This window comes from Aeromicrobium sp. CTD01-1L150 (genome assembly GCF_041951745.1).
Taxonomy (GTDB): Bacteria; Actinomycetota; Actinomycetes; order Propionibacteriales; family Nocardioidaceae; genus Aeromicrobium.
This window is the reverse complement of the sequence record NZ_CP169555.1, coordinates 1409408-1422516: the sequence shown is the minus strand read 5'-3', so window position 1 is coordinate 1422516 and position 13109 is coordinate 1409408. Positions and strand designations below refer to the sequence as shown.

The 13109-nt window shown below is 66.2% G+C and carries 10 protein-coding genes; 2 read left to right on the top strand and 8 right to left on the bottom strand.

The annotated features are described in order from the left end of the window. The first annotated feature begins 16 nt into the window (after positions 1–16). Positions 17–1180, top strand: a complete 1164-nt coding sequence (gene aztD / locus ACEVFP_RS07015) for a zinc metallochaperone AztD (protein WP_375002926.1) — start codon at positions 17–19, stop codon at positions 1178–1180. Positions 1181–1292: 112 nt separating this feature from the next. On the opposite strand, the gene ACEVFP_RS07010 is transcribed toward aztD, so the two are convergent. The 7 genes from ACEVFP_RS07010 to ACEVFP_RS06980 form a co-directional block, all read right to left on the bottom strand. Then, positions 1293–2474, bottom strand: a complete 1182-nt coding sequence (locus tag ACEVFP_RS07010; protein ID WP_375003783.1) for a MalY/PatB family protein — start codon at positions 2472–2474, stop codon at positions 1293–1295. A gap of 94 nt (positions 2475–2568) precedes the next feature. Then, positions 2569–4326 (bottom strand): ABC transporter ATP-binding protein, encoded by a 1758-nt coding sequence (locus ACEVFP_RS07005; RefSeq protein WP_375002925.1) that lies wholly within the window; start codon positions 4324–4326, stop codon positions 2569–2571. A 3-nt stretch (positions 4327–4329) separates the two neighbouring features. Further along, positions 4330–5154, bottom strand: a complete 825-nt coding sequence (locus tag ACEVFP_RS07000) for an ABC transporter permease (RefSeq protein WP_375002924.1) — start codon at positions 5152–5154, stop codon at positions 4330–4332. A gap of 92 nt (positions 5155–5246) precedes the next feature. Continuing rightward, a complete protein-coding gene (locus ACEVFP_RS06995) occupies positions 5247–6287 on the bottom strand; it encodes an ABC transporter permease (RefSeq protein ID WP_375002923.1) in 1041 nt (346 codons plus the stop codon). Then, positions 6284–7969 (bottom strand): ABC transporter substrate-binding protein, encoded by a 1686-nt coding sequence (locus ACEVFP_RS06990; protein ID WP_375002922.1) that lies wholly within the window; start codon positions 7967–7969, stop codon positions 6284–6286. Before ACEVFP_RS06990 ends, ACEVFP_RS06995 begins: the two co-directional genes overlap by 4 nt. Positions 7970–8119: 150 nt before the next feature. Then, positions 8120–9337, bottom strand: coding sequence for a mandelate racemase/muconate lactonizing enzyme family protein (locus ACEVFP_RS06985; RefSeq protein ID WP_375002921.1), 1218 nt, complete (start codon positions 9335–9337; stop codon positions 8120–8122). A 174-nt stretch (positions 9338–9511) separates the two neighbouring features. Then, entirely contained in the window at positions 9512–10432 is a 921-nt protein-coding gene (locus ACEVFP_RS06980; RefSeq protein ID WP_375002920.1) for a LysR family transcriptional regulator, read from the bottom strand. 127 nt (positions 10433–10559) lie between these two features. On the opposite strand from ACEVFP_RS06980, the gene ACEVFP_RS06975 reads away from it, so the two are divergent. Next, positions 10560–11801, top strand: a complete 1242-nt coding sequence (locus ACEVFP_RS06975; protein WP_375002919.1) for an MFS transporter — start codon at positions 10560–10562, stop codon at positions 11799–11801. 77 nt (positions 11802–11878) lie between these two features. Here ACEVFP_RS06975 and ACEVFP_RS06970 read toward each other — a convergent pair whose 3' ends face one another. After that, a complete protein-coding gene (locus ACEVFP_RS06970) occupies positions 11879–13003 on the bottom strand; it encodes a Fic family protein (protein ID WP_375002918.1) in 1125 nt (374 codons plus the stop codon). Between the last annotated feature and the right edge of the window lie 106 nt (positions 13004–13109).

Genomic DNA, 13109 nt, shown 5'->3' with positions numbered 1-13109 from the left:
ACGAGGAAGAGGAAACATGAACCGAACACACACCGCCCGTCTGGGCGCCATCGCAGCCAGCGCCTCCCTGGTGCTCGCGGCCTGCGGCGGCACCGACGGGGACAACGGCTCTGACGATGCCTCGGCCGTCAACGAACCCATCGTCGCCACCTACGACGGCGGCCTGTGGGTGCTTGACGGCGAGACGCTCGAGGTCGCCGAGCAGATCGACCTCGAGGGGTTCAACCGGCTCAACCCAGCCGGGGACGACGACCACGTCCTCGTCTCGACCTCGGAGGGCTTTCAGGTCCTCGACGCCGCCGGCGGGGAGCTGACCGAGACGGTCTTCGCCGCCGACGCACCCGGCCATGTCGTCCGCCACGCTGACAAGGCGGTGCTCTTCGCCGACGGGTCCGGCGAGATCACCACGTTCGATCCCCACGACCTCGCCGACGGCGAGCCCGAGACCGAGACGTTCTCCGCGCTGGAGGCCCACCACGGCGTCGCCATCGAGCTCGAGAACGGCGAGCGGCTCATCACCCTCGGGGACGAGGACGAGCGGGTCGGCGCGTACGTGACGGACGCCGACGGCCACGAGGTTGCGCGCTCTGAGGAGTGCCCCGGCGTGCACGGTGAGGCCACCGCTGCCGACGAGGTGGTCGTCATCGGCTGCGAGGACGGCATCCTGAAGTACCACGAGGGCGAGTTCACCAAGATCGACGCACCCGACGACTACGGCCGCATCGGGAACCAGGCCGGCAGCGACGCGTCCCCGGTCGTGCTGGGTGACTACAAGACCGACCCTGACGCCGAGCTGGAGCGCCCCGAGCGCATCTCCTTGATCGACACCGCGAACGACGAGCTGCAGCTGGTCGACCTCCCGGCCAGCTACACCTTCCGCTCCCTCGCGCGCGGCGAGGACGGCGAGGCACTCGTGCTCGGGACCGACGGCGCCATCCACGTCATCGACCCCGAGTCCGGCGAGATCGAGAACTCGATCGACGTCGTCGACGAGTGGACCGAGCCCATCGACTGGCAGGAGCCCCGCCCCGCGATCTTCGTCCGCGAGGGCGTGGCCTACGTCAGCGACCCAGAGGGCCAGGCGATCCACTCCGTCGACCTGGAGTCCGGTGAGGTGACGGCGAGCGCCGACCTCGACGCCGCACCCAACGAGCTCAGCGGTGTGCTGCACGCACACTGAGCCACACCCTCAGCGGTCGGCCCCGTCGACATGACGGAGCCGGCCGCTGACGGTCCAAGGAAGGACGCCTACGGCTCCATCCTCCACACCCGTTCCGCCCTCACACTGAGTGCTACGCCGTCCCGCGAGACGCCTGGAGCGCCGCGACCACCCGACCGACAGCATCGTCCACGACATCGGTCGGGCTCGCGAAGTTCAACCGGACGAACCCGGCCCCGGCGCGGCCGTGCTCCTCGCCAGATGTCGTGGCCACCCTGGCCGTGCGGAGCAGGTGGGACCGAGGGTCGGCCAGCTCGAACCGGCGCAGGTCGATCCAGCCCAGGTAGGTCGCCTCAGGCAGCTGCATCAGCCCCGGCATTCCCGCTTCCTCGAAGTGTTCAACGATGAGCTGTCGATTCACGTCCAACAGGTCGAGGACTGCGTGGATCCAGGGGTCGCCGTGTTGCAGCGCCGCCTTCGTCGCCTCGATGCCGAGCGGAGAGATTCCACCCTTGGCCGCACGGGGAAGTGCGTCCCAGACCTCGATGTCCGTGTCGCCGGTCAGCGCGACGATCGCGCAGCGCAAACCCGGGACGTTCCACGCCTTGCTGGCGCTCGTGAGCGTGATCGAGTGCGCCGCGGCGGCCTCCCCGACGCTGGAGTAGGGGACGAACTCGTCGCGGTACCGCAAGGGCGCGTGAATCTCGTCACTGATCAGTCGGGCACCGTACTTCTCGACCAGCTCGCTGAGCGCGGTCAGTTCCTCACGGTCGAACAGGCGCCCCACGGGGTTGCTCGGACTGCACAGCATGACGGTCGACGCACCATCGCGCAACGTCGTCTCGATTCGTTCGTAGTCCAAGACATATCGGCCCTCCACCTGGCGCATCGGGACCTCCGTCGCCGAACGTCCAGCGGCATGCACCGCATCGAGGAAACGGCTGTACGTCGGGGTGATCACCAACACCGGGTCAGCAGTCCGGCCAACATGCCGCAGGATCACGACCATCGCCTTGATCACGTCAGCGATCAGACGAACCCGACCTGCGTCGATCGGCACTCCCTGACGACGCAGCCACCCTGCTGCCACGTCAGGGAGCCCACTGAGCTCATCGGGCATCGGGTAGCCGAATGCCTGACGGTCGACGGCGTCACGGACGGCGTCGAGGACGGGAATGGCGACCGGCAGGTCCATCTCGGCGACCGTGAGGTCGATGACGTCATCAGGGTGAACCGACCACCGCTTGCAGCGCCGGTCGCGCGAGTCGCCGATGGTCCACTCCGCCAGTCGTGCATGCTGCTTCCCGGAAATCATCACCGCTTTGGGCTCCTTTGTCGTGGGGGCTGACGTCGCGCCCGACGTCGGTCTCGTGGGGATGGCCATCCAGACGGCGGCCGGGCTAGGTCAGTCAGTGGTGCAGTGGGTGATGACATGCCACACCGGACTCACCCAGCAAGGGCAGCTCCGTCGTGCAGGCCTCCGTCGCCCTGAAGCACCGCGGATGGAACGAGCATCCGGCGGGCTTGGCGAAGATGGACGGAGGTTCGTCCGACAGCAGGTGGTCGGGATCGGTGGCCAGGATCCCTGGGGCAGCCTCGATCAATGCACGCGTGTACGGGTGGCACGGCGAGGTGAGCACCTCCTGACCCTCGCCGACCTCCACGAAGCGCCCCAGGTACATCACCGCGACCCGGTCGCAAGACTCGCGCAGGATGTGCATGTTGTGAGTGACGAGGATGATTGAGACACCTCGCTCCGTGGCCAGGCGCCGGAACAGCCCGACGATGGACCTTGCCGTGGCGTCATCGAGCATGGAGACGGGCTCGTCGGCGATCAGCACGCTGGGCTTGACGACCAGTCCCCGTGCCACGGACACCCGTTGTCGTTCCCCTCCGCTGAGCTCAGCTGGAAAGCAGTGGGAGTACTGGTCCGGATCGAGCTCGGCAGCCATCAGCGCCTCGTCCACCAGACTGTCGACGGAAGCTCCCAGCGGGCCGCCCACGCCACCCAGCTTCTGCGCGATCAACGGTTCGGCGACCGTGCGCCGCACCGTCCACCGTGGGTTGAGTGATGCGTACGGGTCCTGGAAGACCATCTGCACATGTCGTCGAGCGGTCTTGATGTTCTGCTCGTCCAGGGAAAGACGTTCTCCGTCGCCGAGCGTCACCTCCATGGTCCCGTTCGAGACCGGGACCAGACCGGCGACCGTGGAGATCAAGGTCGACTTCCCACAACCGCTCTCCCCCGCGACACCCAGGATCTCCCCAGGCCGCAGCGTGAGGTCGACGTCCTCCAAGACAGGCTTCCACGCGTCGGCCCGGGCTGCAGCCAGTCCTCGGCCCTGCGAGTAGGCCACGTCGAGATGCTCGATCTCCAGGACCGAGACCTCAGGGCTCGTGCTGCTCGCGTGGAGGTGAGGAGCTCTCCTGTGGCTGCGAATGTCAAGCTCGTCCATGGGACCGTCGAGGACCACGTCGCCGGCGTCCAGTCGAACCACACGCTGACATGTCTGGGCGGCCACGTCCCAGTCGTGGGTGACCAACAGGAGCGCCTGTCCCGTCTCGTCGTGCAGCTGCCGCATCGTGTCGAGCACCTTCGCCTGGACGACGACGTCCAGGCCTGTCGTGGGCTCGTCGGCGATCAGCAGCGAGGGTTCCAGGACCTGTGACATCGCGATGAGCACCCGCTGTCTCATGCCGCCGCTGAGCTGGTGGGGATAGGACGTGACGTAGTCCGGGCTCAGGCCGACGCCCTCAAAGGCGCATTCGGCCATCTGCCTCGCCTCGCGCTTCGACACCTTGCGGTGCGCGCTCACCGCCAGGTGGAACTGGCGGTCGATCCTTAGGACCGGATCGAGCGAGTTCATCGCCGCCTGCGGGACGAAGCCGATCTCCTCCAACAACGCCGACCGGAACGCCCGCGTCTTCTGACATCCCACGATCGATTCGCGGTTCACCCGGACGTCGCCGGACACCTCAGCCGTCGGGGGCAGCAGGCCCAGCAGTGTCTTGATGATCGTCGTCTTGCCGGAGCCGGAGTCACCTAGGAGGGCGAGGGACTCACCCTTGCTGATCGTGAAGGAGACGTTCTCGACGGCGGCACGGTGGAAACCGTCGCGAAGGTACCGCACGGTGAGGTCGTCGATTTCAACGAGAGGGTGTCCCATGGTTCAGCGCTCCTCGCCGCGCAGTCGGCGGCTCTTCTCGTAGGCCACACCGAGCAGCGACGTGGCCAGGACGAACAGCGTGATGAACAGTCCTGGGAAGAACGCCCACCACCAGGCGATGCGAAGCTGCCCGGAGTTGAAGGCTGCGTTCATCACCGTTCCCCACGATGTCGATCCCGCAGGGGCCAATCCCAGGAAGCTGAGCATCGCTTCGGCCAGCACCGCCTCGGAGATCAGGAGGATCCCGTACAGGGCGGCGATGTTGAACACGTTCGGGGCGATGTGGCGGAACAGGACTCGTGGAGCGCTGGCTCCTGCGACCCGCGCCGCCTGGACGAACGTCCTCTCCTTGACCGACAGCACTTGAGATCGCACTACTCGCGCGGTGGTTCTCCAGAACAGGAAGCCGATGACCAGAAGGAGGGTCAGGTCCGATCGACCGAACAGACCGATCAGCACGATCGCCAGAGGTAGAAAGGGCAGCGCGAACGCCATGTCGGTGATCCGCATGAGCACCGCATCCACGGGTCCGCGCAGATAGCCGGCGACGAGACCGACGTTGACGCCGATCAGAAGCGCCACGGCTGCCGCGGATCCTCCGATGACCAAAGCCCGCCGAGATCCCCAGATCACCTGGCTGAGGACGTCGTGGCCATAGCTGGTGGTCCCGAACGGGTGCGCGAACGAGGGTGGGCTCAGACGGACCAGGCTGCCGTCGGTGCGCACGACCTCGGCCGGACCGTACGGCGCGAGGAGTGGCGCCCCGACGGCCATCACGATGAAGACGGCGAAGACCGACAGCGGCAGCCAATGGGACGGTTCGCTCACCGTCCATGCCAACAGACGCCTCGGACGACTGGCGGTCTCATCGCCCGGGCGGTCACGGCCGGGCACAGTGGACTCAACGGCTCGTGTCGCGGTCATGAGATTCTCACTCTCGGATCCAGATATGCGTAGGCGATGTCGACGCACATGTTGGTGACGATGACCGCACCGGCCGTGATCAGGAACACTGCCTGCATCATCGGGTAGTCCGCATTGGCTACTGCCGCGACGATGGCTCTGCCCATCCCGGGCCAGGAGAAGATGGTCTCCATGATGATCTGCCCTCCGATCAGGGCCTCGATCATCAGCGGAGCGAGAGAGACGACCGGCAGCAGCGAGTTCCTGACGCCGTGAGTCAACACGATGCTCCTGTTGGAGACGCCCTGGGCACGCGCGAGGACGATGAAGTCCGAGTGCGCCACCTCCTTCATCCCCGAACGGGTCGTGAGCAGCGGCTCGACCATGATGAACATCGCCAGGATGAGCATCGGGAGGATCATGTGGTGCAGGAAGCTCAGCGAGAAGAACTGGGTCACACCCGAACCCGTGGTTCCCGTGCCGATGGACGGGAACCAACCCAGCCGATAGCTGAACAGGATCACCGCGAGGGTGCCGACCCAGAAGGCGGGAGAGCTTTTGATCGCGTAGGCCCCGTACATCACGGCACGGTCGACGGACGGGCGAGCCGCGCCGGCGAAGGCCCCAATGACGATCCCGGCCGTCACGGCCAGCAGGCACGCCGGGAGCACGAGCGCCAAGGTGTTGAGCAGCCGTTCCCCGACCAGTTCCGAGACGGGTGCCTGGTACTGGAATGACTGGCCGAGGTCGCCTCGGAAGACCCCCGAGATCCAGATGAGGAACTGCCGCCAGAGAGGTTCATCGAGTCCGTAGTCCTCGCGGAGTCGATCGGCGATCGCGGGATCGACGTCCGGCCCGACCACTGCGTCCGCGGGATCACCTGGAGCGAGCCGGAACAGCAGGAACACGGCAGGCAGGAGGAGCGCCAACATGACAAGCGCCTGCCCCATCCTTGCGAGCACGAACCGCAGGAGAGGATCCACGCCGTCGAGATGTCGCCGGAGCAGCCAGTTCCTCCGCCCGACAGAGGTGGCTCTGGTAGCCAGGGGCGTTGTCATTCGCCGCCGCCCTGCTCCGGGGGCTCCCCGTCCCAGCCCTCGGGATAGTAGAGCTGCCCGCTCTCGTCGTAGACGAAACCGCCTTCCTCCAACGCCTGCATCGCACGTTCGACGTCGTAGCCGATGGGCTCGATGTCGCCGTTGTGCCAGGTATCGAGTGTGGGGGCGATGACTGATCCCGCGGGCGACGCCTCCCCCTGGTACACGATGTCGACGATGTCCTCGACCGGGATGAGGTAGGTCAGCGCCTCACGAAACGCCGGATGGCTGAGCGGCCCACTCGTGGTGTTGTAGTGCAGTCCGGTCCACCCGTGGATCTCCTCGTCGACCACCTCGACCCCGTCGACGCCGTCGAGCTGCTCGTACTGCGAGGACACGGTCTCCGCAGGGTTGATCATGTCAATCTGGCCGGACTCCAGCGCCCCGGCGGCTGCGTCGAAGCTTCCCAGAATCAGGATCGAGAGCGCGTCGACGTTCGGGACTCGGCGTGAGCGTTCGTTCGCCCGGAACGACACAGACTCATCAACCGAGTAGTCCTCCAAGACAAAGGGACCTGAGCCGATGAGGTCCTCCCGACCTGCTTCGTCAGCCGACTCGTACTGGGACCAGATCCTCTCGGGGAGGATCGGCATGTTAGCCAGCACGACGGCCGGGAAGGAGCCCGCCGGTTCGGAGAAGGTGACGGTGACCTCCTGACCGTCGACCGTGACGTCCTCCATCGTCTCCAGCGTCGTGGCAAACAGCGGAGCGCCCTGCTCCTTCATGTATTCGAGGGTGAAGGCGAAGTCATCAGCGGTCACCGGGTCGCCGTTGGTGAACTCCAGGCCGTCCCTCACCGTCAGCTGGACGCTCTCTGCCTCGGTCTCCCACGATGCGGCGGCGTTCTCCACCAGGTCCCCGTCCGTGTCGAACGAGAGGGCCGTGTCGTAGATCAGCTGCAGCGGCACGAGGTCTTGGTTGTTGGACGCCCGGACCGGGTTCAGTGTCGTCGGATTGGTGTTCGTGCCCCAGACGAGCTCGGTCTGTCCCTGTGTCGGCTCGGCATTGACGGCGTTGTAGGTGGACGTGACGGGTGTGGCGGCCGTGATCTCCAGCCCCTTCCACCGATCGCTCCGGTAGGCCGATCCCTGTGAGGGATGGACCACGGGTGCGACCGCGTGGTCCTCGAACAGGATCTGCTGGGCTTCGCGTACGGCGGCGACGCGTTCATCCTCGGTGGACGCCGTCACGGTCAACGTGTACGCCTCGTCGTACTCCGGGTCGGCGTACATGGAGTAGTTCGAACCGGACTCCTGGGCGTTGTCGGAGTGAAAGCGACCGAGAAAGTTGTCCGGGTCGAGCCGCTCGGGCGTCCCGGCGTACCCGATCGTGTAGACGTCGAAGTCCTTCGACGTTGCCGTCTTCTGGTTGAGCTGCGCATCACCGACCGGCAGCATGGTCGTGCTGATTCCGGCAGCGACCCACGCATCGGCGACCAGTCGCGTGAGCTCGTACCGGGCCGGGTCGTTGGCCTGGGTCTTGGCGACGATCTCGATCTCAGGCACGGGTTCCCGGCCGGATGCGTCCTCCACGACGGGAGCACTCCCGTCCAGTCCACCCGGCCCTTGACCGTCGCACGCTGCAAGAACACCCAGGGCGACCGCGGCCAGGATGAGGCTCGTCTTCTGTGCGGTGAGTTTCATGATCAGTACTCCGTGTCCCGGCAGGAAGCCCTGCCGCTTCTCTTGTTCTCGATGGATGAACGGGGAGTGCTCCTGGGTTTCTCGGTTGACCTGGGAGTTCGAATCACATGCCGTTGTTGCCGGGTGGGACTCGTGCGATGCGTTGCTTGCTCAGTACTCGCTGATGGTGAAGCGTTGGACGGCGTCGGTGTCCACCTCGACTCCAAGGCCCGGCGCCGGGGGGAGCTGCAGCTCTCCGTCGCGAAGGTCTGGCTCCGGCCCGGCGATCTCCTGGCGCAGTACGAGGTGGGGAAAGAGCGCGGCGGGGGCGTACTCGACGTAGGAGACGACTGGGTTGACTGCGGCCAGCTGGAGGGAGGCCGCGGGCGTCAGAGTCGTGGCGCATAGTGAGAACGTCGTGACGTTCTTGCCGCGCTTCGCGGCCTCCCGGCACACCGTGTCGGCCTCGTGGAGTCCGCCGACGTGGGTGCCGGGCTGGACGATCGACACGCCACCGAGCTCCATGGCCGCCACGAACCGGTCGGCACTCTCCATACTGCCGCCTGCCGCGATGGTCATCTTCGTCTCGTCGTAGAGCCGCGCCGACAGCTCAAATGCCTCCGGGACGAACGGGTCCTCCAGGAAGGCCACCCCCAGTGACTGGTACGCGGTCGTGGCCTTGTACGCCGCCTCATAGGTCTTCCAGCGAAAGACATTGTCGACGAACAACGTGGTGTCGTCGCCCACGTGGTCGCGTACCGCTTCAACCAGCTGGACCGCTTCGGTCTCATCGGTGTTGAAATCGGTCGCCTCGATCTTGAACGCCCTGTAGCCGTGAGCCTTGGCCCGGTCCACGTCGTCCTTGGTCTTCTGCACCACCTGGTCGAACGTGCCCTTGTTGAAGACCGTGATGTAGGCCGGGACGGACGTGCGCGCAGAGGTCGCGCCGCTGTCCAGCAGCTGGTGAGCGGGCACTCCCTTCAGCTTGCCGACGAGGTCCAGGAGCGCCGTCTCGATCGCCCCGACGGCCACCCTGCCCAAACCGCTGCGACCGCGGTTCACCGTGTTGGCGCGCAGACGCGAGATCAGACGCTGGGCATCGTCCAGGGGCTCACCGACCAAGGCATGGGCCGGCCCGTGGTCACGCGGATGAGCTGTCTCGGTCTCCACGAGGGCCTTGACACCGGGCATGAGCCCGTTCGTCTCCGCCCAGCCGCTCACACCGACGTCGCTCTTCACCTCGACGAGGAGTGCCTCGTCACGGTAGACGTTCTTCGTCTCCGACCATCGCGGCGATCGCACCATGTGGCATCGGATGTCCGTGATCGTGGCATCGATGCCACGACCTGTGGCTGGCGACTGGGCGATGGATGTTTCGGTGACCGGCATGCTCACTCTCCTGTGCTGTGGTGGAAGAGCATCCAGCCTCGTGCACCTGCGGACGGTCCGGTAGGCCGGAACTGCTGAGGTCGAGCCCTAGCTCAGGCCTAATACCACTCGGGGCGCGCGCCACGGTCCTATGCCGAGGTCCCCGGCCATGCCAGGTCAAGTGCACCTCGTCGGCTACTCGTCTCGGCGCTGGACGTTGAGCGAGACATGGGGCAACAAATCCTCGAAGCTCTCAAGAAGAGTTGCCGCCGCCCTGCCGCGAGACGAGTGCGGCCGGTGAACCAGGTCGACATCAACAGTCCAGCTCGGGAGGTCCAACGGCAACCGCACCAGCTCACCCCGGCGGATCTGGTCGGCGACCGAGAACTCGGCCACCAGCCCCACGTAGTCCGCATTCAGGACGAGATGAACGATCGCGGGTGGTAGACCGATGAAGACCGTGGGGCTCGAGACGCCGCTGCGAGAGTGGCCGAGCATGTGGCCGAGTGCCTCGGCATCGGCGTGCCACCGGTAGATGGCCACGGGGTGGTCGTCCAGGTCGTCCATGGCAAGGGACCGGTCAGCCGTGAGCAGCTCATGCCCAGGTCTGACCACCGGGAACACCGAAGAACGAGTCAGTCGGTGGCTGACCAGACTGCTGGGGACGATCCCGTTCACCACGAAACCGATGTCGATGGTGCGATCGACCACGTAGTCGATCACGTCCGAGGTGTCCTCGATCCGTCCGTTGGCAGAGATCCCGGCCGTGGAGAGGACGCCGAGGGCCGGCCCCATCAGCGTGTTGCCCAGCGAGGCCGGAATAGCCACCGTCACGGTCTCCTTCGTCTCGACGTGGAGCGTCCGGTGGGCCTCGTGCAGGAGGTCCAAGCAGCTCTTGGCGTACTCGCGCAGGCGGCTTCCCGCCGGGGTGGTGAATGAGCCGCGGGCTGTCCGCTGAAAGAGCCTGGTCCCCACCTTGCGCTCCAACGCGGCGATCCGAGTGGACACCGACGGGGAAGAAAGCCTCAGCTCCTGTGCCGCACCAGAGATGCTCTCGTTGCGGGCAACCGCGAGAAAGACCTCCAGATCCATGGTCTCAATCGACTCGATCCCCATTGAGGAACAATAGCGAAGTTCGGGTGCGCGGCCCTCCACGTGATCTCCGAGGCGGCCGCCAGCTCGCCGCCACTGCGGAGAAAGCAGACCGTTGACATGTGCACGATTGCGCACTTAACGTCGAGTGGTGAGTGTCTCCAGCCGTGCCGTCCTGTCGAACGCCATCTACCGGCGACTGTTCATGGCACAAGTCGTTGCCCTCATCGGCACGGGATTTCTGACGGTTGCTCTGAGCCTCTTGGCCTACGACGTCGCACCCGACAAGGCCGGGACAGTGGTCGCGACAGTCCTAACCATCAAGATGGCCGCCTACGTGGGCATCGCACCCATCACCACAGCCGTCGTATCACGGTTCAATCCGCGATCGGTGCTGCTCGGAGCCAACCTGGTCCGCGCTGCTGTGGCGATCTCGCTGCCGTGGGTGGACGACGTATGGCAAATCTATCTGCTCATCTTCCTCCTTCAGTCCGCGTCCGCGACGTTCACACCAGCGTTCCAAGCCGTGATTCCGTCAGTCCTGCCTGACGAGCGTCAGTACACTCGTGCGCTGGCACTCACGCGCCTGGCCCACGACGTCGAATCGATCATCAGTCCGATGCTCTCGGCAGCGCTGCTTCTGGTCATCTCGTACCACGGCCTGTTCGTGGGGACGACCGTCGGATTCGTCCTGTCTGCAGTCCTCGTCGTTGCGTCCCAGCTCGACACGCCGCCACGTGCGGCCGGCCGTTCCTTCTGGGCGAGAGCCACAGACGGTGCGCGCCTCTTCATGTCGAGACCACCACTTCGCGCCCTGCTAGCGCTCCACGTCTCGGTCGCTTCCGGGACTGCTCTCGTCCTCGTCAACACTGTCGTCGTGGTACGTCATTCTTTTGGCATGGCCGAGAGCGCTGTCGCTGTGACCCTGGGTGCCTACGGTGCGGGGTCAATGATCGTCGCCCTGTGTGTCCCCCGCGTCCTTGAACACGTTCGCGACCGCACGGTGATGCTTGCCGGAGGAATCCTGACTCCGTGCGGTCTCGTGCTCGCCGCCGCCGCAAGCTCGAATGAACGGCTCTGGCCGGCTCTGCTGCTGGTCTGGATGTTCCTCGGCGCCTCGGCATCTCTGGTGCTCACTCCGAGCGGGCTCATCGTCAACCAGAACGTCAGCGAAGCCGAGCGACCAGCGGCGTTCGCCGCGCACTTCTCGTTGTCCCACGCGTGCTTCCTCCTCATCTATCCTCTGGCGGGCTGGGCCGGGGCCCGCGTCGGAGTGCCAGGGAGCGCTCTCATCCTGGGCACAGTCGCGGTCTTTGCCACCGTCACCGCGATCATCCTGTGGACGCGTGTGTCGCGGCACAATCGGCAGGACGTGAGACCAACTCCTCGATGACCACGGAGCCGAGCCACCAACGATCTCTCGACATCGCTCCAGACGGGCCGTGGACACCGTTGGGTGAGTGACGTGAGTCAGGTGCCGTAGCGGCTCTTGCCGCGGCTCAGCGCGCCGATGCGGTCGTTGAGGTCGGACAGCTCGTCCAGGATCGCCTGCGCCACCCACACACGATCGCCGCGCGTCCACCGCGACGACGCCTGCAGCACGCCCGCATCGTGCAGGCGCTCGATCGCGGAGTCCGCGACCTCCTCGGCGACCCCCATCCGCTGTGCCACATCATCGACCGTGAGGATCGGGCGTGACGGCAGAGACTCCACCACCCGATGGACGTCCGAACCGACCCGCACCGGCCCCAGGGCCGCGTCCCACTCCTGGCGAACCTCCAGCAGGTTCGACGCCGTGCGTCGCGACTCGTGGGTCGCGACGGTCATGGCCGAGCTCAACATCGCGATCAACGTGTAGGCGTGGCCCGCCCGGTAGTCATCGAGCGCGTCGAAGTACTGCTCCCGGTGGGCCACGAGACCGGAGGCGATCGGCACCGTCAGGTACCGGGTGATCTTGCGACGACGCAGCACGGCATGGATCAGGGTGCGACCGATCCGGCCGTTGCCGTCGATGAACGGATGGATGGACTCGAACTGCGCATGCACCACGGCCGCCTGCACGATCACGGGAATGTCGTCGCGGTTGGCGAAGGCGAACAGGTCCTCCAGGTAGGCATCGACGGTGTCCGGCGGTGGCGGGACGTACAACGCATTGCGGGGCGTGTAGTCGCTGCCACCGATCCAGTTCTGCGCCGTGCGGACCTCTCCCGCCCGCTGGTGCTCCGACGGGTGCTGGCGGAACAGGTCACGATGCGCGGAGTGCAGGGCCTCCCGACGGATCTCCCCGGAGCTGTCGACGTCGCGGATGATCCCGGTCAACGCCTCGGTGGCGGCCACCATCGAGACGGCGGAGGCGTTGGCCGACGAGCCCATGGCAGCGCGACCGTAGTCGGCCAGGCTCGCCTCGACGTTCTCGATCTTCGATGATGCGACGGACTCGGTGCGCAGCAGGAGCTGGTTGAGGCCACCGAGCCGCCCACGATGGGTCCGATCCAGCTGGGCGAGGCCGCCGAGCGCGTTCTCCATCATGACCCGCAACGGCCGATCGGCGACGAACGGCGTGTCCGCGATGAACGGGGGTCGACACACCTCCACCTGCGTCAGCTCCCGGTCTGCCCTGGGTCCGCGCTTGACCCGCTGGCTCCACGGCCGGACCTCCCGCGTATGTGCAGGCCAGTCGGGTGGACCGGAAGGAGCTGTG